The 24,586-nt window shown below is 57.2% G+C and carries 25 protein-coding genes; 14 read left to right on the top strand and 11 right to left on the bottom strand.

The features are described 5' to 3' along the window. Positions 1–29: 29 nt before the first annotated feature. Entirely contained in the window at positions 30–1,232 is a 1,203-nt protein-coding gene (locus ASF29_RS04300) for a pyridoxal phosphate-dependent aminotransferase (protein ID WP_062448923.1), read from the bottom strand. A 269-nt stretch (positions 1,233–1,501) separates the two neighbouring features. On the opposite strand from ASF29_RS04300, the gene ASF29_RS04295 reads away from it, so the two are divergent. Further along, positions 1,502–2,419, top strand: coding sequence for an EAL domain-containing protein (locus tag ASF29_RS04295; RefSeq protein WP_062448921.1), 918 nt, complete (start codon positions 1,502–1,504; stop codon positions 2,417–2,419). 230 nt (positions 2,420–2,649) lie between these two features. Next, a complete protein-coding gene (locus ASF29_RS04290; protein ID WP_244473483.1) occupies positions 2,650–2,913 on the top strand; it encodes a hypothetical protein in 264 nt (87 codons plus the stop codon). A 35-nt stretch (positions 2,914–2,948) separates the two neighbouring features. Here the strand turns inward: ASF29_RS04290 and ASF29_RS04285 are convergent, their stop codons facing one another. Beyond that, positions 2,949–3,962: a flagellin gene (locus ASF29_RS04285; protein ID WP_062448917.1), complete on the bottom strand. Its 1,014-nt coding sequence runs from the start codon at positions 3,960–3,962 to the stop codon at positions 2,949–2,951. 335 nt (positions 3,963–4,297) lie between these two features. Between ASF29_RS04285 and ASF29_RS04280 the strand changes: the two genes are divergently transcribed. After that, positions 4,298–5,200 (top strand): DMT family transporter, encoded by a 903-nt coding sequence (locus ASF29_RS04280; protein WP_062448915.1) that lies wholly within the window; start codon positions 4,298–4,300, stop codon positions 5,198–5,200. Between the two features lie 439 nt (positions 5,201–5,639). Then, on the top strand, positions 5,640–5,855 hold the full coding sequence (locus tag ASF29_RS04275) for a cold-shock protein (protein ID WP_042617292.1): 216 nt from the start codon (positions 5,640–5,642) through the stop codon (positions 5,853–5,855). Here the strand turns inward: ASF29_RS04275 and ASF29_RS24790 are convergent. After that, a complete protein-coding gene (locus ASF29_RS24790) occupies positions 5,833–6,297 on the bottom strand; it encodes a hypothetical protein (RefSeq protein ID WP_156462525.1) in 465 nt (154 codons plus the stop codon). The genes ASF29_RS04275 and ASF29_RS24790 overlap by 23 nt on opposite strands. A gap of 87 nt (positions 6,298–6,384) precedes the next feature. Next, positions 6,385–7,044, bottom strand: coding sequence for an MBL fold metallo-hydrolase (locus ASF29_RS04265; RefSeq protein WP_062448912.1), 660 nt, complete (start codon positions 7,042–7,044; stop codon positions 6,385–6,387). Between the two features lie 212 nt (positions 7,045–7,256). On the opposite strand from ASF29_RS04265, the gene ASF29_RS04260 reads away from it, so the two are divergent. The 4 genes from ASF29_RS04260 to ASF29_RS04245 all read left to right on the top strand — a co-directional run bounded on the left by ASF29_RS04260 (position 7,257) and on the right by ASF29_RS04245 (position 10,817). Continuing rightward, entirely contained in the window at positions 7,257–7,856 is a 600-nt protein-coding gene (locus ASF29_RS04260; protein WP_062448910.1) for a DUF1236 domain-containing protein, read from the top strand. Positions 7,857–8,152: 296 nt separating this feature from the next. Continuing rightward, on the top strand, positions 8,153–8,680 hold the full coding sequence (locus tag ASF29_RS04255) for a MarR family transcriptional regulator (RefSeq protein ID WP_156462524.1): 528 nt from the start codon (positions 8,153–8,155) through the stop codon (positions 8,678–8,680). 2 nt (positions 8,681–8,682) lie between these two features. Next, positions 8,683–9,396 (top strand): response regulator transcription factor, encoded by a 714-nt coding sequence (locus tag ASF29_RS04250; RefSeq protein ID WP_062448906.1) that lies wholly within the window; start codon positions 8,683–8,685, stop codon positions 9,394–9,396. Between the two features lie 41 nt (positions 9,397–9,437). Beyond that, on the top strand, positions 9,438–10,817 hold the full coding sequence (locus ASF29_RS04245) for an ATP-binding protein (protein ID WP_062448905.1): 1,380 nt from the start codon (positions 9,438–9,440) through the stop codon (positions 10,815–10,817). A gap of 29 nt (positions 10,818–10,846) precedes the next feature. On the opposite strand, the gene ASF29_RS04240 is transcribed toward ASF29_RS04245, so the two are convergent. The 4 genes from ASF29_RS04240 to ASF29_RS04225 all read right to left on the bottom strand — a co-directional run bounded on the left by ASF29_RS04240 (position 10,847) and on the right by ASF29_RS04225 (position 13,238). Next, positions 10,847–11,188 (bottom strand): tRNA-binding protein, encoded by a 342-nt coding sequence (locus ASF29_RS04240; RefSeq protein ID WP_062449035.1) that lies wholly within the window; start codon positions 11,186–11,188, stop codon positions 10,847–10,849. Positions 11,189–11,200: 12 nt separating this feature from the next. Continuing rightward, positions 11,201–12,019: a pyrroline-5-carboxylate reductase gene (gene proC, locus ASF29_RS04235; protein WP_062448903.1), complete on the bottom strand. Its 819-nt coding sequence runs from the start codon at positions 12,017–12,019 to the stop codon at positions 11,201–11,203. Between the two features lie 4 nt (positions 12,020–12,023). After that, positions 12,024–12,524, bottom strand: a complete 501-nt coding sequence (locus ASF29_RS04230; RefSeq protein WP_062448901.1) for a YbjN domain-containing protein — start codon at positions 12,522–12,524, stop codon at positions 12,024–12,026. Between the two features lie 450 nt (positions 12,525–12,974). Next, positions 12,975–13,238 (bottom strand): accessory factor UbiK family protein, encoded by a 264-nt coding sequence (locus tag ASF29_RS04225; protein ID WP_062448900.1) that lies wholly within the window; start codon positions 13,236–13,238, stop codon positions 12,975–12,977. Positions 13,239–13,545: 307 nt separating this feature from the next. On the opposite strand from ASF29_RS04225, the gene lgt reads away from it, so the two are divergent. The 6 genes from lgt (at position 13,546) to ASF29_RS04195 (ending at position 19,529) form a co-directional block, all read left to right on the top strand. After that, entirely contained in the window at positions 13,546–14,355 is an 810-nt protein-coding gene (lgt, locus tag ASF29_RS04220) for a prolipoprotein diacylglyceryl transferase (RefSeq protein WP_062449033.1), read from the top strand. A 15-nt stretch (positions 14,356–14,370) separates the two neighbouring features. Next, entirely contained in the window at positions 14,371–15,471 is a 1,101-nt protein-coding gene (locus tag ASF29_RS04215; RefSeq protein WP_062448898.1) for a class I SAM-dependent methyltransferase, read from the top strand. 146 nt (positions 15,472–15,617) lie between these two features. After that, a complete protein-coding gene (gene pgeF / locus ASF29_RS04210; protein ID WP_062448896.1) occupies positions 15,618–16,412 on the top strand; it encodes a peptidoglycan editing factor PgeF in 795 nt (264 codons plus the stop codon). A gap of 1 nt (position 16,413) precedes the next feature. Beyond that, positions 16,414–17,565, top strand: a complete 1,152-nt coding sequence (locus ASF29_RS04205) for a Xaa-Pro peptidase family protein (RefSeq protein WP_062448895.1) — start codon at positions 16,414–16,416, stop codon at positions 17,563–17,565. A gap of 84 nt (positions 17,566–17,649) precedes the next feature. Beyond that, entirely contained in the window at positions 17,650–18,354 is a 705-nt protein-coding gene (locus ASF29_RS04200) for a hypothetical protein (RefSeq protein ID WP_062448893.1), read from the top strand. 242 nt (positions 18,355–18,596) lie between these two features. Next, entirely contained in the window at positions 18,597–19,529 is a 933-nt protein-coding gene (locus tag ASF29_RS04195) for a ribose-phosphate pyrophosphokinase (protein WP_062448891.1), read from the top strand. A gap of 90 nt (positions 19,530–19,619) precedes the next feature. Here the strand turns inward: ASF29_RS04195 and adh are convergent, their stop codons facing one another. From adh to ASF29_RS04180, 3 genes are all read right to left on the bottom strand, one after another. Further along, positions 19,620–21,137: an aldehyde dehydrogenase gene (gene adh, locus ASF29_RS04190; RefSeq protein ID WP_062448890.1), complete on the bottom strand. Its 1,518-nt coding sequence runs from the start codon at positions 21,135–21,137 to the stop codon at positions 19,620–19,622. A 221-nt stretch (positions 21,138–21,358) separates the two neighbouring features. Continuing rightward, positions 21,359–22,318: a helix-turn-helix domain-containing protein gene (locus ASF29_RS04185; protein ID WP_062448888.1), complete on the bottom strand. Its 960-nt coding sequence runs from the start codon at positions 22,316–22,318 to the stop codon at positions 21,359–21,361. Positions 22,319–22,401: 83 nt separating this feature from the next. Continuing rightward, positions 22,402–24,474, bottom strand: a complete 2,073-nt coding sequence (locus ASF29_RS04180; protein ID WP_062448886.1) for an EAL domain-containing protein — start codon at positions 24,472–24,474, stop codon at positions 22,402–22,404. Between the last annotated feature and the right edge of the window lie 112 nt (positions 24,475–24,586).

The following is a 24,586-nucleotide window of genomic DNA, read 5'->3' as shown; positions in this document are numbered from 1 at the left end:
GCCGGGCTTTTTCTCAAAACAAACAATGCTTAACGGCAGTTTGCGCAGAAACGCTGGATGCGGTTGCAGGCTTCTTCAAGCAACTTCTCAGACGTCGCATAGGAAATGCGGAAGTTCGGGCCGAGGCCAAAGGCCGAACCGTGAACGACGGCGACGCCTTCCGTTTCCAGAAGCTCGGTTACGAAGTCCTCATCGGTTTCGATGACCTTGCCCGAAGGTGCGGTCTTGCCGATCAGGCCTGCGCAGGACGGGTAAACGTAGAACGCACCCTCCGGCATCGGGCAATTGATACCCTTGGCCTGGTTCAGCATCGACACGACGAGGTCTCGACGGCCTTCGAAAATCTTCTTGTTTGCAGGAATGAAGTCCTGCGTGCCGTTCAGCGCTTCCACAGCCGCCCACTGCGCGATGGAGGTCGCGCCAGACGTCTGCTGACCCTGAATCATGTCCATGGCCTTGATGAGCTGCAATGGGCCGGCGGCGTAGCCGATGCGCCAGCCGGTCATGGCATAGGCCTTGGAAACGCCATTCATGGTCAGCGTGCGGTCGTAGAGCGATGGCTCCACTTCGACAGGCGTCACGAACTTGAAGTCGCCATAGGTCAGGTGCTCATACATGTCGTCGGTCAGAACCCAGACATGCGGGTGCTTGACCAGAACGTCGGTCAGCGCCTTCAACTCGTCGTGGCTGTAAGCCGCGCCCGATGGGTTGGACGGCGAGTTGAACAGGAACCACTTGGTCTTTGGCGTGATCGCCTTTTCCAATGCTTCTGCCGTCAGCTTGAACTTGCCTTCCAGCGTGGTGTGAACGAAGACGGGCGTACCGCCGCAGATCGACACCATTTCCGGGTAGCTGACCCAGTAAGGCGTTGGAATGATCACTTCGTCGCCGGGGTTAAGCGTTGCCATGAAGGCGTTGAAAAGAATCTGCTTTCCACCGGTGCCGACAATCGTCTGCTCCGGCTTGTAGTCCAGACCATTCTCGCGCTTGAACTTTTCGGCAATCGCCTTGCGCAGTTCGGGAATGCCCGAAATCGGCGTGTATTTCGTTTTGCCAGCGTTAATGGCGGCAATGGCGGCTTCCTTGATGTTTGCAGGAGTATCGAAATCCGGCTCGCCTGCGCCAAGGCCAATCACATCGCGACCCTGGGCCTGCAATTCACGGGCTTTCTGGGAAACGGCGATGGTGGCGGACGGCTTTACGCGGGAGAGAATGTCGGCAAGGAAGGCCATTTTTATCGGTCCTATTGAAGTTGACATCGGCAGAAGTTTGCGACGGTCGCCCTCTGCGGCAAGTGGTATGTCGAAAGACGAACGTTGTTTCAAGAGCAAAAGCCGGCAAAACGTTACACCCGCAGCAATTACAGCCAAACTATGTACGGTTTGCCTCTATCAACAACGGAAACAAACGGCTTCAGGGTATTTCAAATTTTGCTTAACTGGCGCGTAACGCTTTTCATGTTATGATCGCACGGTTGAAATGATTTTCCGGATAAAACGCCGTGGCACCGAAAAGCATTTTCTCAAATCTCGCGCGCGAAACCGATGGTTCCTGGTCCACGACCTATGCGCCCTTCACCCTCAAATCCGCGCTTCAGCCGATTTTCCGACGCCTGTCGGATGGGCGTTTCGATATCGATTCCTTCGAGGGCCTCGTACGCCCCTATCAGGGCACGGAACTGGTGCCACCGGCGCAGCTCTTCAAGCAGGTGCATCCCGACGATATCGAAGCCATCGACAGCATCTTGCGCACCATCCACATTCTCAACACCGGCAAGTTGGAACGCTCCCGCGCACGCATCTTCGTCAACTTCCACCCCGGTCTGTTTGGCACCCCGGCCAAGATGCGGCAGGAAGTGGAGCGCATGCGCCTGTCTGCGCATGAAGCGGGCATGTCACCGGATCGTATCGTCTGCGAAGTCGCCGACAATCAGGGCTCGGAAACTCGTCTCGTGGCAGATTTCGCCGAGCATATGCGCGCCATGGGCTTTCGCGTCGCCATTGCCGATTACGGCGCGGGCGATTCCGATATAGAGCGCGTGAAGCTGATCAAGCCCGATTACGTCAAGTTCGAAGCGGCATGGGTGCGGCACTTCATGCGCAACTCCGCCGGTGCCGCCCTGCTGCGCGTCATCGTCAAGCAATTCGCCAGCGAAGGGATCGAACCGATCTTCGAAGCGCTGGAGGATGAGCGGGAAATCGAGCTGTGCCTCGACCTCGGCGTCTCGCTGATGCAGGGCTATGCGTTGGCACGCCCGGAACTGGCGCCGACCACCTTCAACGAACGCTTTCCAGAACTGCTGGGCTCCACCCGCTCCTCCCTTTTCAGCGCGCCATCTGCCAGCGCCTCACACCTTAATGCAGGGCCTGAACCGCGTGGCCCAAAGCCCGTGCGCACCTTCGGAAAACGCGGAATTTGACCGCCGTTTAACAGCTGTTAACCGCTGCCTTGATATCGCCGCAATAAATACGCCGGACTGTCTGAATTCGGTCCACAAGCCGTCCACTTCAAAGCCAATTTTAAAGCATGTCGCGAAAATTGCAGCGTTGCGTTGCTTTGCCGACATGAGACGCGAAAAGACGTGGACAAGGGACCGGAACAATGTTTCTCAATGATCGGAAATCGGTAGACCGGCTGAGAGCACAAAGAATGCTTTTTTCGCTGTGGATGGCGCTCGCCGCTATCGTTGTTATTGTCACCATGGCAGCAGGACTTGCCACGACGTCCCACGCTGCGGAAATGGTCGACCCGATGACGACCTCGTCTATCGCCGCTGCCCCGATCTCCAAAGCGTCCGACCGCGTTTTCGTCATCGTGCTGCTGACGATGGGCTTCTTCACGCTCGCCGCAGGTGGCGTCGTTCTGACGATGACCACAATCCGTGAAAGCGCCAACCGAAAAAGGGTGCGTTGAAGCGAGGCAACCTCAGATATGGGACGCCACTCAAATCACGAACGAAACAGGGTGAGCAAAGTCTGGGAATTGTTATTCGCAATCGAAAGCGATTGAGCGCCAAGCTGCCGCTGGCTTTGCAGAGCACTCAGGCGGCTTGACTCCTCCTCCAAGTCGGCGTCGACCAAACGACTGACACCGCTTTTCAGGGAATCGCGAAGACTGCCGACGAAATCGTTCTGAAGGTCGATGCGCATGCCCAGCGCGCCAATCTTAGCCGCGCTGTCCTGCATATCGCTCAGCATGTATTCTACCACAGACATCATATCGTCGATCTCTTGCTGGGTCGTCGTTTCGGTGAGACCGATCTCGACCTGTGGCAATGCTGGCGATCCCGTGTGGGTGGTCCCACTGCCCTTCCCCTGAATCAGCATATACCCCGTGGAAAGTCCGAGATTCCAAGCGTACGTATCCGTAGTAAGGATACCGAATTCGCCATGGGTGTCCGATGAATCATCGATCAGCGCATCAGAGTAAGGCCAGGCAGGAAAATCGATCTTATCGTACGTCATCGTCTGTAAGAACACCGAGCCGTCATCGCCGCGCACAAATGAGCTCACGACCTTCGGATTACCAATCTGTATAGGATCTTCGTCCGTATCGAATTTAAGCCAGTTTTCGCCGTTGAAACTTGCCCCACCGGCAACGGCGCGAAGCTGCTCCTTGAGTTTGGTCAGCTCGTCATTGATCTTGAGCTTGTCCGCGCTGGGCTCCGATGCCAGAACGAGTTTGGCCTTGAATTCCGACACGAGCTCAATGGCAGACTCCATCCCCGCATAGGCAACATCGGTTTTTGCCGCACCGACGCCCATCGCGTCCTGTACCGCTGAAAGTGCTTTTTCGTCGGAGCGCATGGTTGTGGCAATCGACCAGTATGCCACGTCATCAGACGCCTGCTGAACACGATAGCCCGTTGAAATATTTGTCTGCGTGGTCGCGAGATCGGCGTTAATCTTTCGCAACGTCGAAAGGGCAGCCATCGCTGATGAATTGGTTAAAATACTCGTCATAACAGCCCTGCACGCACAAAAAATACAAGTAAATACTGCCGGGGAATGCTGAATGGAGGGTTAAAAATTCTACTATAGAAATAGGTATGATAAGATTCTCTCGTTATAATTTTAATACTCGCTTTAATAGGAATCTATCTATTGGTAGAAATTCGAAACAGGACATAATGTGCAGCGCTAAGGGGAAAATATTTATGAATGGATCGCTACGGTCCCATTAGGACCACGCCTTGCTGCTTGAGTGCTTAATTGGTAGAGCACCGCCAAACCCGGCATCAAGCCAACGTCAAAACATCGACATTCACGGTGGCGGGGTCCTTCTTTTTTGGTGACCCATGACGCGTATTCAGGCCAATCTCGTTCTCTTGCTCGCCGCAGCTATCTGGGGTGGTGGCTTCGTGGCGCAATCGACCGCCATGGCAAGCATTGGCCCGTTCTGGTTCGTCGGCCTGCGCTTTGCAATCGCCGCGCTGGCTGTCCTGCCCTTCGCCATGATGGAAAGCCGCCGGATGACGTCAGCCCCTACCCCTGCCGAGATGAAGACCTTCGTCTGGGTCGGACTTGCCCTTTTCATGGGGGCCACCACACAGCAGGTGGGACTGCTGACGACGACGGTGACCAATTCCAGCTTTCTGACCGCCCTCTACGTCATTTTCGTGCCAGTCATCGCCGTGATCGTCTATCGTCGCCATCCGCACTGGATCGTGTGGCCGGGCGCACTGATGATGCTGTGCGGCATCTTCCTGCTGTCGGGTGGAGCCGTGACGCGGCTCACGACAGGCGATCTGTTGAGCATAAGCTGCGCCTTTTTCTGGGCCATCCAGATCACGCTTGCTGGCCGTTTCGTCATGCAGAGCAACCGGCCACTGGCCTTGTCCTGCACGCAATTTGCGGTCTGCGCGGTGCTGAGCATGTTGATCGGCATTTTCATGGAGCCAATCAACACCACGGCGATCGCTTCCTCCATGAAGGAAATTCTCTATGTCGGCCTGGTGTCTTCAGGGCTTGCCTTCGTCTTGCAGGTCATCGGCCAGCGCTACACCACCGCACCCCAGGCCGCGATCTTCCTGTCTTCGGAAGCACTTTTCGGCGCACTATTTGCAGCAATCTTCCTGCACGAAACAATTCCGGCGGTCGGTTACGTCGGCTGCGGTATCATTTTTGTAGCGATTTTGCTCGTCGAACTCGTGCCGGAGCTTTCCAAACGACGAAACAGCCGTATAATCGCCGAAACATAAGCACTTTGTGACATTCTACATTCAGAGAAGTTTTACTTTTTTCACGCGAAAATGGGTCGTAAATCCCATCGTCAGCGATGTTTTCGTTTCACAACTGCGAAAGCGCGAGAAAAAATCTGCCAGACCAGACGTTTGCCACTTTGACCGTGGTAGATGAGCGTTGTGCTTGTCCGAAAAGTTTCGCTTGCCAATTTTAAATAAACACAGCAATCTGTTGCGGTTCGGGCAAGTTGCGAGCATGGGAAGGCCTACAAAACAAGTGCTCCGGAGATAAAAAACTCCGGGCGGCGGGGACAAAATAACGTTGATCAGAACGTCAAAAGCTTTCCACGCGAAGGTCCACATTCTCAATTATCAAACTGCCTGCCGTACGCCCTCACGGGCAAAACTGTAATGCTGCCTGGAGCTGAACACGGGCAGAGCGAAAAGGACCTGATGCATGGCCGAGACTGGCACCGTTAAATTCTTCAATACCGACAAGGGCTTCGGCTTCATCAAGCCAGACAATGGTGGCGCCGATATCTTTGTTCACATCTCTGCCGTACAGGCTTCTGGCCTGTCCGCCCTTTCAGAAAACCAGAAAGTAAGCTTCGACACTGAACCGGATCGTCGTGGCAAGGGACCAAAAGCAGTCAATCTGCAGATTGATGGCTGATCCCTAACGATTTTCTTTTCTCGTTGAAGCCCGGCAGGAATGCCGGGTTTTTTTGATTTGGCTGGAGCGTATGACGGCGAACGACGAACTGCCTCATCTTCTGGAGAGAGTTGGTGAGTTCGCGCTTCGAAACGGTCTGAGCCCCATCTCTGACGCAATTATACAGGCGCAAGACGTAACCCAGTTCGGTCCAACAGTTGATATCAAAGTCGGCGATATGAGCTTTTGGGCGATCAGGCTGAACCACTTGAAAGATCGAAATATAGAGTGTCCGGGCCTGGCAGAGTTCGTTGAAAAAGTGAAAACTACGGCGAAGGACACCCCAATAAAACAAACAGTGATCGTGCTTAGCCAGAACTACTATTTGCATACATACAGTCAAAACACCGAGGTTTTCGCTGCATTCCTGACTGAAATCTCCACGATCAGACGGCGTAGCCAATCAGAGTCCACGTAACTACACACCTGTCAAAGACAGGCGCTGAAGCGGTAAAGCATCAGGACGACGTGTTATATCGGTTTTGACGACCTATTTCTGATCCGCATAAATCCCCTGCAAATAAGGGTTTGTCCGGCGCTCTTCGCCAATACGTCCGCCCGGGCCATGGCCGCAGATAAAGCCGATTTCATCGCCCAGTGGCAGGACCTTGTCTCGGATAGAGGCCAACAACTGTGCATGGTTGCCGCCCGGAAGATCGGTGCGCCCAATGGATCCGGAAAACAGCACGTCGCCGACATGGGCAAACGCCTGTTCGCGGTTGTAATAAATGACATGGCCGGGCGCGTGGCCGGGGCAATGGTAGACTTCGAAGTGGTGATCGCCGAAGGAAACCGTATCACCATCCTTCAACCAGCGATCCGGCAGCACGTTTTGCAGGCCGGGAAGGCCGTAGGTTTGCGCCTGAATTTCTATACGCTCGAGAAGCGGCTTATCATCCTCATGCGGACCGATGATGGGCAGCGACAGTTTTTCCTTCAACTCCTTGGCGCCGCCCGCATGGTCGAGATGACCGTGCGTCAACCAGATTTCCTTCAGCGTAACGCCGTTTTCGGTCACGGTCTGGACGATGACATCCACATCCCCGCCGGGGTCGACGACAACACCTTCCTTGGTGTCTTCATCGAAGAGAATGGTGCAGTTCTGCTGAAATGGCGTCACGGGAATGATGCCTGCCTGTAACTTGCCCATGGTCTCTCCTTTGCACTAGAACAGGGCCTTTCTATAGACCGGCAGATCGGGCCGCACAATAAAACCCGAGAGAATATCGGGCATTGTAAAGTCCATAAAAGTTCAGAGCTTTGGCAATCGAAACAGACGAGCGGAAACTTTAGACATCACAAAAACGGGAACAGACCGGTAACTTGTGCGTTCTTGCCCCAGTCTTCAAAGGAGTAAGGCAAATGAACAAGAAGCTGAAACTTATGATCGCCGGTGGTGCGCTGACACTGCTTGCTGGATATGCAAATGCGGCGATGGTTGCCACGACGGCTTCCGACATCTCTGTGCGCTCTGGCCCAGGCGAAGATTACCCCGAACTCGGTCTGGCAACACGCGGCAGCGACGCCGTTCTGGATGGTTGCCTCGATGGCAGCGCTTGGTGCCGCATTGAGGTGAACGGCCTTCGCGGTTGGGCCAATGCCGATTATCTGAATGTGATGTACGAAGGTTCGCCAGTGATCCTGCGTGAACGCCGGTCCGAGATCAACGTACCTGTCGTCACCTATGAAAAGACGTCCAGTGTTCAGGCTGAACCAAATCCGGGCGATCCGAACCTCGGTCGCGTTGGCGAAGTCAACCCGCCAGAAAACGTCATCACCTATATCGATAAGCACCCTGCACAAGCAGTGCGTTACGACGGCTCTGTCGCCATTGGTGAAACGCTTCCAGCAAGCGCCGAACTGGTCACGATTCCCGACTATGAATACAGCTATGTGCGCGTCAACGACCGCCGTGTTCTGGTCGAGCCAAGCACACGCCGGATCGTTTACGTTTACGAGTAATCGTTGCGACCAATGGACATGACAAGAGCGCGGCCAGCCCGCGCTCTTTTTGCGTTTGTGGTCTGCGCCATCATAATATCGTTGATGTTCAACCAGCGGCATATTATCGAACGCAACAGAAAATGATTGCGGGCATCCTCCCTGCGTCACACATTTTCAGATAGTCTGCACCGGCGTCACCGCAGGCTAGGATTATTTTCTGCGACGTGACGTTCGAAAGAGGAAAATTCGCCGTCATGGCAGGTCCCGAGACCAGCCCGCGCGGCGGAGGTTGATAACGATAAGAAGGAACGACAGTGCCTGTCCAGTCGATGAAAAAGACTGCCGTCAAACAAACTCCAGCACTTCCGCATGTCGATGACGGCAAGATCGACTTCGATACGATCGAGGCGTTTTTCTTTGCCTATCGCGATTTCGTGTCGGACCCTGATGTCATTCTATCCAAGCTGGATTATGGGCGGGCACACCACCGCGTGGTTTATTTCGTCTGCCGCCAACCGGGCATGACCGTGGCCGATTTGCTGGACACGTTGCAAATCACCAAGCAAAGCCTTGCACGAGTGCTCAAGCAATTGATCGATGACGGATATATTCGCCAGATGGCAGGGCCGGAAGACCGCCGCCAGCGCAGGCTCTACCCTACACTGACGGGCCGCGAACTGGCGCTGGCGCTGAGCGAACCGCAATCGCGACGAATCGACCGCGCGCTGGAGGATATGCAGCCGGAGGCCCGCGCCTGCGTTCGGGCGTTTCTCGCCCGCATGCGCGACCCGGTTACGGACAAGGCCATGACCGAGATATCCTCGAACGAGGGGAAGGAATAACCATGCCGAGCGGTGCACCTAAACAGCCACTGGCGGAAGACGACGCCCCTCACCTGTTGATCGTCGACGACGACGCGCGTATCCGCGATCTGCTGCAACGGTTTCTGGGTGACAAGGGTTACCGTATTACCGCTGCTGCCGATGCCGCCGAAGCCCGCCGCAAGATGCTCGGCATCCGTTTCGACCTGCTCATTCTCGATGTGATGATGCCTGGCGAAAACGGCCTGTCGCTGACACGCTCGCTCAACGAAAACAAATCCGTTCCGGTCATTCTGCTGACAGCCCGCTCTGAAGCGGACGCCCGCATTGCTGGCCTGGAGGCTGGTGCGGATGATTATCTGCCCAAGCCCTTCGATCCGCGGGAACTGGTGCTGCGTATCAACAACATTCTGCGGCGCAATGCATCGCCCGATACGCCGAAGATCGAGCAGATCATTTTCGGGCCTTATAATTTCTCCGTGCCCCGCAAGGAACTGCGGCGTGGCGCAGAGGTCATTCGCCTGACGGATCGCGAACAGGAGATCATGCTGCTGTTTGCATTGCGCGCCGGTGACACGATACCGCGCCACGAACTGGTCGATGCCGAGGCCGATGTCGGGGAGCGCACCATCGATGTGCAGATCAACCGGCTTCGTCGCAAGATCGAGGACGATCCGGCCAATCCTGTTTACTTGCAGACCGTGCGCGGCATCGGATACCGTCTGAGCGTCGATTAAAGACCTGCGTCTGTTGCGGGCCAAAGCGAATAGGCGGGACCATGGCGAGCCTCGACTTCAGGAATGTTGCGAAAAACAACGCGGTTGCCCGCGCCTGGCGATTTTCCGTCCGCTGGCTTCGCCACTGGCTACCGACCGGCCTCTATACCCGCTCGCTGCTCATCATCATTCTGCCGATGGTGCTTTTGCAGGTCGTCGTCGCCGCCGTTTTCATGGAACGCCACTGGCAGATGGTGACGGAACGCCTTTCCGCCGCCGTGACCCGCGATATCGCCGCCATCATCGAACTGCTGGAAACCGACCCTGAAGAGGACGATTATCAGCGGGTCATCCGCATCGCCCGCGAACGCCTTGACCTCAGTATCTATATCGAACCCAAGCAGGATTTGCCGGAGCCGCGCGCCCAACCCTTCTTCTCCATTCTCGACACGATCCTGGCCGACCAGATCCAGCAGCAGATTGGCAAGCCCTTCTGGCTGGATACGTTCGGCAATGGCTCCCTCGTTGAAATCCGCATTCAGCTGGACGACAAGACCCTGCGCGTCTTCACCCGCCGCAACCAGGCCTATGCTTCCAATACCCACATCTTCCTCGTCTGGATGGGCGGTGCGTCGCTGGTCCTGCTTGGAATATCCATTCTATTCCTTCGCGGTCAGATCAGGCCCATTCTGGCGCTGGCGAAAGCCGCTGAAAGCTTCGGTCGCGGCCAGAAGAGCACCGCCTATTCGCCAAGAGGCGCGGATGAGGTCCGTCGCGCCGGTCTCGCCTTCATTCTGATGCGGGAACGCATAGAGCGACAGATGGAACAACGAACCGCCATGCTGAATGGCGTCAGCCACGATCTGCGCACCATTCTCACCCGATTCAAGCTTCAGCTTGCGCTGGCCGGAGACAACCCGGATTTGGAAGGGCTGGACAAGGACGTGGACGACATGCAGTCCATGCTGGAAGCCTATCTTGCCTTCGCGCGCGACGACGCCGAGGAAAGCATGGGCACTCTGGAGCTGGCTCCGCTCTTCGACCGCTTTAAAAACGATTTCCTGATGTGCGGCAAAAGCTTCAGTTATGCCTTGAACGGTGTAACGGAATTGCCCGTGCGGCCCAACGCTTTTGCGCGGCTGATCGGTAATCTGGCCGCCAACGCCCATCGCTATGCCAGCACGCTCAACGTCGAAGCGCACCGTGCGCCAAGGTCGATCACGCTGACATTCGATGACGACGGCCCGGGCATACCGGAACAGTCCCGCGAAGACGTGTTCAAGCCGTTTTACCGTCTGGACGAAGCCCGCAATCTCAACGCGTCAGGCACGGGGCTTGGCCTGTCCATCGTACGCGACATCGCAAGAAGCCATGGCGGCGACGTGACGCTGGATGACAGCCCATTAGGCGGCTTGCGTGTGATCGTGAAAATTCCCGCTTAACTGACGGGCGCGTGCTGGTGAAATTCGTGTCAGCACATCTTTTCCCCATTGGGAACAGCCTGCTCCACAGCGGCGAGAACGATGGCGCCGTCCTTGTCGGCAAAGCCGAGCGTCAGGACTTCGGAGCGGAACGGGCCGATCTGGCGGGGTGGAAAGTTGACGACGCCAAGGACCTGTCGTCCGACCAGAGTTTCCAGCGTATAATGCACGGTGATCTGGGCGGAAGATTTCTTGATACCGATCTCGGGGCCGAAATCGATCTTGATCTTGAATGCCGGCTTGCGCGCTTCCGGAAAAGGCTCGGCCTCGATGATGGTGCCGACACGAATATCGACCTTTTCGAAATCGGCGTAGCTGATCTCTTCGCTCATCATCCAGCCTCCTTAGACTGCCAGTTCTTCCGCACGCTTTTTCGCGGCAGCAATAGCCTTGTCGAACAGCGGCTGCATGCCTTCGTCTGCCATCAGAACGGACAGCGCCGCTGCGGTGGTGCCGCCGGGCGAGGTCACATTCTTGCGCAGGCGCGAGGCCTCTTCGGGGGACTGGTGAAGCAATTCACCAGCCCCCGCGACGGTTTCCCGAGCAAGACGCATGGCGAGGTCCGCCGGCAGACCGGCTTTACGGCCTGCCTCCGCCATGCACTCCACGAGATAAAAGACGTAAGCCGGGCCGCTGCCGGAAACGGCGGTCACCGCATCGATATCCGCTTCTGTGGCAACCCATTCAACCGGGCCGCTGACTTTCAAAAGGGTTTCCACCAGCGAGCGCTGCTGCTCGGTGACGACTTCGTTCGCATAGGCCCCTGTGACACCGCGCCCCACCATGGCAGGCGTATTCGGCATGGCACGAATGGCGGCTGATTTTCCGAGAAGTGCCTCGATGCCGGAGAGCGTTTTGCCCGCCGCAATCGAGACGACCACGGTCTGAGGCCCAACGATGGGCTTTAATGGCGGCAGCACGGCATCCATCAATTGTGGCTTGATGGCCAGAAACAGGATGCCGGCTGTCTTATCCGTCGGCGCTTGCGTCAGATGCGTCGCGCCGGACTCGCAGATCAGGCTCATCATCGCATCGGAGGGGCCGGGATCGACAACGATAATCGAAGACCCCGCAACACCCTTCTTCAACCAGCCCGAAAGCAGAGCGCCACCCATATTGCCGGCGCCGATGAGAACGACTGGACCCGATGCAAGCGATACCATGGCTTCAGGCTTCTCCCACTGTTTCGAACAGAGCCGCGTCCATTGCGGACTTGGCATCCATTCCCGACCAGACGACGAACTGGAAAGCCTGGAAATACTGCTCGCAAGCTTCGAGTGCACTCGACAGGAGAACCTCGACCTGCTGGTTGGTTGGTTCTGCACCGCCCGCCAGCAACAAGGACTGGCGGAAGATGATGACGTCTTCCTGACGCCACAGATCGAAGTGACCCATCAGCGTCTGGCCATTGACCTGCGCCAGAAGACGGATGACTTCGTTGACCCTGTGATCGGCAATCTTGATATCGAAAGCGCAGGCAAGATGCAGCGCTTCGAACTGTTCCATCCATGAAAACGAAACATGATAATCCGCCCAACGGCCTTCGACCGTCATGGCAATCTCATCTTCGCCGGAGCGTTCGAACGACCAGTCGTTGGACGCAGCAACGAACTCGATCATATCGACCGGGTTGGAGTGACGTTCGACTTCAAATTCCATTAGGCTCATACGGCACCTTCTCAGCCGGAAATGAATGTTTTGTCTCGCACGCAAAGGCACAAAAACGCACACGCAAATGCCGGGTTACAACAGTTGGGATGATGCCCGACCCCGCCAGAATAACGCAGTTAACCTGTCTGGAGCTTACCGAGTTCGTTTCGAATCATCATGTAAAATCAGTGTATAACGAGCGAGTCCCCGCGCCACCCCCAGGTCTCTGTTTTTGCAACGAGAACTGTGTATATCTCCTCGTACGACACCTCAGTTGTGAGTCATAACTGACTCTGCCAATTGTGTTTTTCGGGTGTTTCCACAGACGTTAAAAAAAACTGAATGAAATCGCTTGCTTGGCCGGAGCGAATCCCCACTGCGGCGCAAACTGCTTCGAAATGACACAAAAACGAAAAATGCCGGACCTTGGGGAAGGCCCGGCATCAGAATCAAAAGGTTGTCGGCTTCTTACGAAGCGGTCGTAGAAAGCTTGGCTTCCAGCGCATCGAGACGAGCGCGCAGCGCATCATTCTCGTCGCGTGCCTGAATGGCCATTTCACGCACGACTTCGAATTCTTCTCGCTTGACCAGATCGAGGCTATTCAGCCACCGTTCCGCCTGCGCATGAAACGCCTGCTCAACTTCCTTGCGCATGCCTTGGGCCGCGCCCGCTGCATCCGTCATCAGCTTTGCGAATTCATCGAAAATACGGTTGGTTCCTGTCGTAGTCATGGGGCGATGTCCTCGTCAGTATCTGGAAAGGTCAACCGCCTTTCCGGTCCATGACTTTCAGGTAGGCACTCCCCCGCCGCGTTGCAAGCAAAATCAGGAATCGTTGCATTCGACATTCTGTCTCGCCGCGCCATGATGACGCCGAAGAATCGCCTTGACCGCACCCTTTTCAGTCGCCATTTTCCCGCTCCGGGAAAAGAATGATTGAGATATCCAATTCTTAAGTGAGCACTCTTAAGTTCCTTGCCCTCAACGCAATGACAATGGATGACCCGATTTGTTTGGACCCCTCGCCCAGTTTTCGATCATGCCCTTCCCCAACATCGACCCGGTGGCGTTCAACCTCGGGCCATTGCCGATACACTGGTATGGCATAGCCTATGTCATCGGCATCATGCTGGGCTGGTATTACGCCCGCAAGCTGAGCCTGACGGACCGCCTGTGGCCCGGCGACAAATCGCCTGTCACGCCCGTCCATCTCGATGACTTTATTGTCTGGGCAGCCGTGGGTATCATTCTGGGCGGGCGCATCGGCTACATCCTTTTTTATGATCTGGGTGCCGTGATCGACAACCCGGTGAGAGCCCTTCAAATATGGAATGGCGGCATGTCGTTCCACGGCGGACTGATCGGCACCACCGTTGCCATGTTGCTGTTTGCGCGCCGCAACGGCATTCCAGTCTGGAGCATGTTCGACATCATTGCAGCCGTCGCGCCTCTCGGCCTGTTTTTCGGACGCATCGCCAATTTCATCAATGGCGAATTGTGGGGCCGATTGACGGATGTTCCCTGGGCCGTGGTTTTCCCCACCGGCGGTCCGTTTCCGCGTCACCCGAGCCAGCTTTACGAAGCCGGACTTGAAGGGATCGTCCTTGTCATCGTTCTCGCCGTTCTTATCTACAGCTTCAAGGCACTGAAAAGCCCCGGTGTCGTGACGGGCGTTTTCGTCTGCGGTTATGCGCTGTCACGTATCTTCGTCGAGTTTTTCCGCGAGCCGGATGCACAGATCGGTTATCTGGTCGGGAACTGGCTGACCATGGGCATGGTTCTATCGACACCCATGTTCCTTCTTGGCCTATGGGCTGTCGTCCGCGCACGCCGCGCTGCGTCTTCATAAGGAACCGGATTGATCATGCCGACACCGCTTGCTCGCCGCATCAAGTCCATCATACGTCTCAACGGCCCGATGAGCGTGACCGACTTTTTCTCGCTGTGTCTGGCAGATCCCGAACACGGGTATTACAAGACCCGCCAGCCCTTCGGTCGCACGGGTGATTTCGTTACCGCACCTGAAGTCAGCCAACTTTTCGGCGAAATGCTCGGCGTCTTCATGGTTCATGCATGGCAGCGCCTGGGCACACTTGCCAATGCGCGCCTCGTGGAAATCGGTCCGGGACGGGGTACGATGATGGCTGATATGCTGCGCGTCATCCAGCGCATCGCCCCCCCGCTTTACGAGAGCATGAGCGTTCACCTTGTGGAAACCAGCCCAAGACTGACCGAAACCCAGAAGCAGACGCTGGCCAGCCACGGCGACAAGATTTCCTGGCATGAAAGCTTCGAGGACGTGCCGCCGGGCCTTCTGCTGATTGCCGCCAACGAACTCTTCGATGCCATTCCCATCCGCCAGTTCGTCAAGACGCCTCACGGCTTCCGTGAAAGGGTTGTGGCGCTGGATACGGCAGACGAGCTCATTTTCACCGCCGGCCTCGCCAGCATCGATCCCGACCTGCTGCCGCCCTTCCCCGAACGGCAGCCCATCGGCACGATCTTTGAATATTCTCCAGCCCGCGAGGCTGTGATGGCGGCGTTGTCACGACGTCTGAAAAGCAATGGCGGCACAGCTCTCATCATCGATTATGGCCACACTGTTTCGGGTTATGGCGATACGTTGCAGGCATTGCGGATGCATGAATTCGACCCCGTTCTCGCTCACCCCGGCGAGGCTGATCTGACCAGCCACGTGGACTTCGAAAATCTTTCGAGAATGGCTGAAGCAAACGGAATCCATATCAATGGATGCCTGCCGCAAGGTGACTTTCTCTACGGGCTGGGCCTGAAGGAGCGCGCCGACACGCTGGCGGCAAAAGCAACGCCGGAACAGACGCTGCAAATCGCCGAGGCCGTCAACCGGCTGGCAGGCGAAGGCGTGGGCAAAATGGGTGCCCTGTTCAAGGTGCTCGCCGTATCCGGCGCGTCCGTCCATCTGCTGCCGTTCCGTCCGCTGGATTGACAGCGGCACCAGCCTTGGGCCAACATCGCGCCAATTCGAAGCAGTGACAAACTGCCGACTGCATCCCAAGTGATGCGCTTCACCGGAAACACTCGCTCGCGAATATTCGTTTCAAATCAGCGACATCGCCAAGGATTGACACCGTAATGCAGGACGAAACTCTGCCGCTTCCCCTTCAAAGCACCTTGCTTGCCTCCGCGACTGGAAGGCATATCCGCCACGGCTTCTTCACCCGTCATGGAGGTGTCTCAGGGGGCATCTATCGTGGGCTCAATGTCGGCATAGGTTCCAACGACGATCGTGATGCGGTTCTGGAAAACAGAACGCGCGTGGCGCAATGGTTTGACCTGCCGTTGGAAAAACTCGCAACCGTGCATCAAATCCACTCGCCCGATGTCGTGGTTGTGGATGGCACCTATGATGGTGATCGCCCGCAGGCCGACGCCATGGTCACGGCAACACCCGGCGTCGTCATCGGCGTACTGAGCGCAGATTGCGGCCCTATCCTGTTTGCAGATGCGCAGGCGGGTGTGGTGGGTGCAGCCCACGCAGGCTGGAAGGGTGCAGTATCAGGCGTGCTGGAAAACACCATCGAAGCTATGATTGCACTCGGCGCAAAGCGTGAGCGGATCGTGGCGGCTCTCGGCCCTTCCATCTGCCAGGAAAATTATGAGGTTGGGCCGGAGCGGGTGGAAAGCCTGAAGGAAATGAACCCTGCCCATGCGGCCTATTTCTCACCATCACCGAATGCGGGCCATGCCTTTTTCGATCTCAAGCAACTGACCGTAGACCGCTTGGTCGCCGCTGGCGTGCAGGCCGAAAATCTCGGACTTTGCACCTATCCCGACGACGACCGTTTCTTTTCTTTCCGCCGCACGACCCATCTTCAGGAACCGGATTACGGGCGGCAGATTTCAGCAATAGCAATTCTGGAGACCTGACATGGCCTTGCACTTCGACGCCGCCGAATTCGAGGCACGCCGCACCCGCCTCACCGAAAAAATGGCAGAGGAAAAGCTGGATGCCATTTTGCTGTTTGCGCAGGAAAGCATGTATTGGCTGACCGGCTACGACACGTTCGGTTACTGCTTTTTCCAGACGCTGATCGTCAAAGCCGATGGCACCATGACGCTTCTGACCCGATCTGCGGATCTGCGTCAAGCCCGACAGACTTCCATCATCGAAGACATCGTCATCTGGGTAGACCGCCTCAATGCCGACCCGACGCTCGACCTTAAAAACCTCCTGAGCGAGATGGATTTGCTCGGCTGCCGAATCGGCGTGGAGTTCGATACGCACGGCATGACCGGTCGCGTCGCCCGCCTTCTCGACCACCAGCTGGCCAGTTTCGGTCAGATTATCGATGCATCCGGCCTCGTAGGCGAGTTGCGGCTGATCAAGAGCCCGGCCGAAATCGCCTACGCCAAGCGCGCAGGCGAGTTGGCGGATGATGCACTGGATGCGGCGCTGAAAATCGTAGGGCCAGGCGCTGATGAGGCCGATATTCTTGCCGCCATGCAGGGTGCCATCTTTGCAGGTGGCGGTGACTATCCCGCAAATGAATTCATCATCGGGTCAGGACCGGATGCGCTGCTCTGCCGCTATAAGGCCGGTCGCCGCAAACTGGACGAGAAGGATCAGTTGACGCTGGAATGGGCTGGTGTCAGCGCCCATTATCATGCTGCCATGATGCGGACCATCGTTATCGGCGAACCGGAGTTCCGTCACAAGGAGCTCTACAATGCCTGCGCTGAAAACATCCGCGCCATCGAAGAGGTTCTGCGCCCCGGCAACACATTCGGAGACGTGTTCGACGTTCACGCCCGCATCATGGACGAGCGCGGACTGACCCGCCACCGCCTCAATGCCTGCGGCTATTCGCTCGGCGCGCGCTTCTCGCCTTCATGGATGGAGCAGCAGATGTTCTATGCAGGCAATACGCAGGAAATCCTGCCCAACATGACGCTGTTCGTCCACATGATCATCATGGACAGCGACTCAGGGGTCGCGATGACGCTGGGCCAGACTTATCTCACGACGGAGGGTGCCCCGGAATCGCTCTCGCGCCACGGTCTGGATTTGCTGACGGTTTAATCTGGATTTGACTCCCATCGAAGTCGAACCGTACATTGCCGGAAATGACGGTTCGGCGGGAGACATCATGAAGGGACATCTGGTATGCGGCGGCTAGGGCGGGTTATTGCAATCCCAAGCCTTGCGCTCACCCTATCGGCCTGCAACACGACGGATACTCTGACGCCGCTGGTGGATGTCGGACATGGCAACACGCAGTCGACGCCCGTAACGCAAGGCGATCTCGACCAGATGGCAGCGGCTGCGGACAGGTCTCCGACGGGCGTTTCCTCGCAGGTTCCAGCCTATGCGCCGCAAAACACCCGGCAAGCTCAAGCGCAGGCGATCACCAGCGGCGCACAGTACGGCCAGCCGGTCGCCCCGCAGCAAACCGCGCCCGTACAGCCGCAGACCCAGACGGCCTCCCTGCCCCCAGGCTCCGCCGCGAGCACGATCCGCTTTCTCCCCATCATCGGCGCACCGGTTCAGGCGGTCACTCCACTTTCGCGCCAACTGGGTGCAGAAGCCAGGGCCAAAGGTCTGACCATTCGTCCATCGAGCGACGCGACCGCCGAACATATCCTGAAAGGATATCTTTCCGCCTTTGCCGATGGCCCCAACGTGACCATCGTCTACGTCTGGGATGTGCTGGATGCCAATGGCGCCCGCCTCCACCGCCTGCAAGGGCAGGAAACGGTGCCGGCCCGAGGCAGCGACCCATGGGCAGCGGCGTCTGACGGCACCATGCAGAAGATCGCAGCCAAAACACTCAATGAGTACCAGTCGTGGAAACAGGCGCAACGGGGATAGGCCCGACGAAACCTGTGGGAAAACCTGTCGCTTTGCGCGAAGTCACAAAGTTTTCATGAAAATTAAGGGTAACACCTTCTGACCTCTTGCATTCACGGGCAACCCCGCTATTAAGGCGCCCATGGCAAAACGGCGTGTCCGGCACCCTTCGGGTCGGGTATTCCTCCCCGTTGAACGACGCAGGGACCACAGAGATCATCTCTGTCGGATCTCGGGCGATGGCATGGAAACAGGCGGCAACAATGAAGGTTTTCGCAGGCAATTCGAACCGGCATCTGGCCGAAGCGATCTGCAAGTATCTTAATGTTCCCTTGGGAAATGCCACTGTAAAGCGGTTTGCGGACCAGGAAATATTCGTAGAAATCGGTGAGAACGTACGTGGCGAGGACGTTTTCGTCGTTCAGTCCACCTCCTTCCCTGCCAACGACCACCTGATGGAACTGCTGATCATGATCGACGCCATGCGTCGTTCCTCGGCAAAGCGCATCACGGCGGTTCTCCCCTATTTCGGCTACGCCCGTCAGGACCGTAAAGCCGGTCCCCGCACACCGATTTCCGCCAAGCTCGTCGCCAATCTGATTACCGAAGCCGGTGCCGACCGCGTCATGACGCTCGATCTGCACGCCGGACAGATTCAGGGCTTCTTCGATATTCCGACCGACAACCTGATCGCCGCACCAATTCTCGCTCGCGACGTGAAGGAACATTACGACACCAAGAACGTCATGGTCGTTTCACCAGACGTCGGCGGCGTGGTGCGCGCCCGCTCGTTGGCCAAGCGTCTGGACTGTCTGCTGGCCATCGTCGACAAGCGCCGCGATCGTCCCGGTGAATCCGAAGTCATGAACGTCATTGGTGACGTGACGGGCAAGGACTGCCTGCTGATCGACGACATCGTCGATTCCGGCGGCACGCTCTGCAATGCGGCTGAAGCGCTTCTAAAGAACGGCGCGACCAGCGTGACGGCCTATATCACCCACGGCGTGCTTTCCGGCGGTGCCGTTGCGCGTGTGGCCTCGTCCAAGCTGCGCGAGCTTGTCATTACCGACAGCATTCAGCCGACGACAGCGGTCCAATCCGCCCACAACATCCGCGTCATCACCACGGCCACGCTTCTTGGCGAAGCGATCAATCGCACGTCGATGGAACAGTCCGTCTCGGGTCTTTTCGACTGAAATTCCGTTTCGGAACGCAAACAGAATAAAAGCCGGAGCATCTGCCCCGGCTTTTTTGTTCAGTGCATGTCCTAAAGACGCATGGTCGGCTCAGAAGAAGCCCAGCTTGTTGGGGCTGTAGGACACCAGCAGGTTTTTGGTCTGCTGATAATGATCCAGCATCATCTTGTGGGTTTCGCGACCGATGCCGGATTGCTTGTATCCACCAAACGCAGCGCCTGCCGGATAGGCATGGTAGCAATTGGTCCAGACACGACCGGCTTCGATGCCGCGCCCTGCCCTGTAGGCCGTGTTGGTGTCACGGCTCCACACGCCTGCACCCAGACCGTAGACTGTGTCGTTTGCGATCTCTATGGCCTCTTCCAGCGTCTTGAAGGTGGTGACGGAAACAACTGGACCGAAGATTTCCTCCTGGAATACCCGCATCTTGTTGTTGCCTTCAAAGACCGTCGGCTGAATGTAGAAACCGTCCTTGAGGTTGCCCGAGAGCGATTTCTTGTCGCCGCCGGTCAGCACTTTCGCACCTTCCTTTTTGCCGATTTCAAGATAGCTCATGATTTTGTCGAACTGTTCCTGCGACGCCTGCGCGCCGATCATGGTTGCAGAGTTCAGCGGATCATCCTGGCTGATGGCCTCGACGCGTTTGATGGCTTTTTCCATGAAGCGGTCATAGATCGACTCGTGAACGAGGGCGCGCGATGGGCATGTGCAGACTTCGCCCTGGTTAAGCGCGAACATCGCAAAGCCTTCGAGCGCCTTATCGAGGAAGGCGTCGTCTTCGTCCATCACATCGGCAAAGAAGATGTTGGGCGATTTGCCACCCAGTTCCAGTGTGATGTTGGTGACGTTATCGGCAGCATAGCGCATGATTTCCTTGCCGACAGATGTGGAGCCGGTGAAGGCGATCTTGGCGATGCGGTTGCTCTGCGCAAGCGGCTTGCCCGCTTCGGTGCCGAGGCCATTGACGATGTTGACGACGCCCGGTGGCAGCAAATCCTCGATTAGCTCCATGACGAGCAGGATGGAGGCAGGCGTCTGCTCGGCGGGCTTGAGAACCACGCAGTTACCGGCGGCCAGCGCCGGTGCCAGCTTCCATGTGGCCATGAGGATGGGGAAGTTCCACGGAATGATCTGGCCGACGACGCCCAGCGGTTCATGGAAATGATAGGCGACGGTGTCGTTGTCGATCTGGCCGATGGAGCCTTCCTGCGCACGCACGCAACCTGCGAAATAGCGGAAGTGATCGATGACGAGCGGAATGTCGGCATTCGTCGTTTCGCGCAACGGCTTTCCGTTATCCCAGGTTTCGGCGCGCGCAATGAGGTCGAGATTGTCTTCGATCCGCTGAGCTATTTTCAGCAGGATGTTGGAGCGTTCGGTGACACTTGTACGGCCCCAGGCGGCTCGGGCCTTATGTGCGGCATCGATTGCGAACTCGATATCGCTGGCATCCGAGCGCGGAACCTCGCAAATCTTCTGGCCGGTGACCGGGGAAAGATTGTCCATGTAGCGACCGGATTTGGGCTCTACCCACTGACCACCGATGTAATTGCCGTATTTGAGCTTGAACGGCGTTTCACCGGCCTTTTGCTGGACCTGAATATTCATGAGTTCATCCTCCCTGATGAATGCGACCCTTTGGTCGCGTGACAGGAAGGTGAGCGCAGAGCGGCTGGATTGATAGGGCCGACCCGATATTCCGCACCGCACAGTGTTTCACATCTGCGACAGCGCAATCTATGAATGTATGTCTAAGGGCACGCATCTCTCGGGATTCTCAGACCTTCCTCATTCCTGTGCTTGTCACAGGAATGAGGAAGACGGCTCTTCTAGTGAACCGAAAGCTTCTTCATCTTGCGGTGAAGCGTCGCGCGGCTGATGCCCAGCAAGGCCGCCGCCTGTGTGATGTTGCCATTGGCGCGCAGCAACACGCGGCGCAGCGCTGCTCGCTCCGCATCGGCCAGATCGGCATGTTTGTCGTGTCGGTCCTCGCGAAGGGCGTCGGACGCTGGAATGCCCGCAGCGAGATGCGAATCGTCAAGCCGCAAGGCAAGCCGCGCTGCCCGCGTCGCCCCCAGAATGATGTCGTCCTGATCCACCGCCAACAGCGATAGCGCCGCTACATTTCCCGATGGCAGCATGAGAATGCGCGCGCCCGGAAACGCGCGGCGAAACAGATTGCCCTCTATGCGCTGGGCAGCATCACGCACCGCCTGCGTCAGCATCGAAAAGGTCAGTTCGTTGACATCGTCACGGCAGGTCGAGATATCGAGCGCACCGGTAACCTGCCCCCGATGGTCGCGAATGGGTGCCGTTGTGCAGCACAGGCTGATATTGGACGAAAAGAAATGCTGATCACGGTAGACGGTCACCGAACGCTCATCTGCCAGCGCCGTGCCGATACCATTGGTGCCGACGCTCGCCTCGCTCCAGACGGCGCCAGACCACAGGCCAAGCCGACGAAAATCGCGATCGTCGGTCGCCGCACCGCGCCGCTCCAGCGCCACGCCATCCGCATCCGTCAGCAACAGGCAACAGCCAGACTTTCCGACAGCGGTAAAGATGCGGTCGAGTTCATCGGCACTTTCGGCAATCAGGCCAGCGGAAAACTCACGCGCCCTTCGAAACTCGGCTTCGGCGAGAAAGATCGGCTCGCTGCTTTTCTCAGGCGCCAGGTGATGCATCGTCATGCATCGACGCCAGGACGCGATAATGGGTGAACTCGCCGCAGCCGATGGCTGACTGGCGCTTTGGTACACATGATCCGCATGTGCCGTGCCGTTTGACATATGCTCCTCCCGATTTTTGCCGGGATGGTGCGCCTGATACGCCGCGCTTTCAATCAAAAAAAGCGTGACGGTGCGAGAGCCGATCAGCTGGCCAGTGGCAGCATCTCGGCTTCAGAGGGGTCGCCTGCCAATGCGGGAAGGTTGACGATCGCGTCGATGGTGGTGGCCGGTCCCGGACGCCCATAATAATAGCCCTGCACATGCTGGCAGCCTTCCCGGCGCAAAAATTCCAGATGCGCCTGCGTTTCCACACCTTCGGCGAGCACGGGGATGTTGAGGCTGTTAGCAAGGATGAGGGTGGAGCGGACGATGGCCTGCGACTGTACATTGGTACCCAACCCCTCGACAAAACCGCGGTCGATCTTGATCTTGTCGAATGGGAAGCTCTGCAAGGTCGAGAGCGAAGAATATCCCGTGCCGTAATCATCCATGGCGATGCGCACGCCAAGCGCCTTCAGGCGACGAATTGTTACCAGCGCGTGGCGGTGATCGACGATGATGCCACTTTCGGTGATCTCCAGTTCCAGCCGCCTCGGCTCCAGTCCACTTTCGAGAAGAATTCGCTGCACCTTGTCGACAAAGTCGGAATCCGAGAGTTGCAGCGGCGCGACGTTGACGGCGATGCTCAGCGGATTTCTCCACCGCACCGCTTGGAAGCAGGCCTCGCGCAGCACCCACTCACCCATCTCGATGATGAAGCCAGTCTGCTCGGCTATGGGAATGAATTCGGCGGGTGAAATCATGCCGCGCTCTGGATGGTTCCAGCGCAGCAACACCTCAAAGCCTACGATCGCCTCGGTCGCCGTATCGTTCTGCTGCTGAAAATAGAGCTCGAAAGCACCGTTGCCGAGGCCGCTGCGCATACTGATGGCCAGAGCATTGCGGGTGCGTGACGCTTCGTCCATCGACTTGTCGTAAAAACAAATCGTACCGGTCACGTCCGACTTGGCGCGGTACATCGCCACATCCGCCTGCGAAACCAGGACATCCACATCCCTGATGCCAGAGTTTGCCACCGCGATGCCGATGCTGGCACCCACGGAAAGAACGGTCTCGTTCCACTCGACGGGCTGCGTCACCTCAGCCAGAAGCCGATTGGCAAATTCCAGACCGTCGGAACGGGAATAATAGCGGGAAAGGACGGCAGCAAATTCATCGCCGCCGACACGGGCTATGAACTCGCCGGGGCGAAGAATCGAACTCATACGGTCCGCAAGTGCGCGCAGAACGGCGTCCCCTGCCGCATGACCGTGCACATCGTTGATTTCCTTGAAACGATTGAGATCGAAGGACAGAAGCGCAACCCGCGTCGTCGGATCGCTGCTGCGCTTCAGAAGGTTTTGAAGATGTTCCTGAAATGCCGCCCGGTTGGGAATGCCGGTCAGTGCGTCGTGCAGCGACAGGTGGCGATAACGCGCCACCGCCTGAAGGCTGGATTCCGAATCGATCACATAGGTGGAAAAGCCGAATGCCAAGAGAACGAAGGTAATGATGATGGCGCTGCCGCCCATCAGGCTCGGAGAGACCAGCGAAGGCGCGATAACGAGCGTGGGATCGAACGAAACGGAAAACGCGGCCATGGCCGTGAAGTGGGTCAAGGCAATGGCCAGCACGAGAAACGTCATGCCGCTATATTTGCAAAACCAGTTGACGGGCCGCACGACCCGGTTGGTGGCAAGCATGCCGAACAGCGCTCCGAACACCATGGACGTCACGACATAGGCCGGCTCCCAAACAAGCGAGCCCTGCACGCTGTAAGCCGCCATGCCGGTATAGTGCATGCAGGCAATACCGAGCCCGACGACCAGGCCGCCGCCTTCCGCGAGCGGGCTATCGCCGCCATAGGTAGCAATCGCAAAACCTGCCGTGGTGGCCGCAACAGAGATGATGAAGGACAGGCCGGTAAAGCCCGGAAGAAAACCGACGCTGCCCGGGGCCTGATAACCCAGCATGGCGACGAAATGCGTGGTCCAGATGGTTGTGCCGCCGATCATACCCGCAAGAAACAGCCAGTTTGCCCGCTGAAGCGATTTCGACTGACGAGCACGCGCAAAGAGCCGCATCGTCAGGAAACAACCCATGACGCAGATCGCCACAGCAGCGATGGTATAGCGGGGATCGTGGTCTACGGTCAGGCAGGTCAGGATTTGATACATCGGCATCACGCATCTGTTGAATTGTTTCACAGCATAATGGTGATCTCGTTTTCACAGCGTTTACCGACATAGATAAGCAGAGATTAAATTACTCCCTCGAAAAGAGCGCGAG

It is taken from the genome of Rhizobium sp. Leaf262 (genome assembly GCF_001422245.1).
Lineage (GTDB): Bacteria > Pseudomonadota > Alphaproteobacteria > Rhizobiales > Rhizobiaceae > Agrobacterium.
Note: the sequence above shows the minus strand (reverse complement) of the source record. Positions and strands in the feature narration are given on the sequence as shown.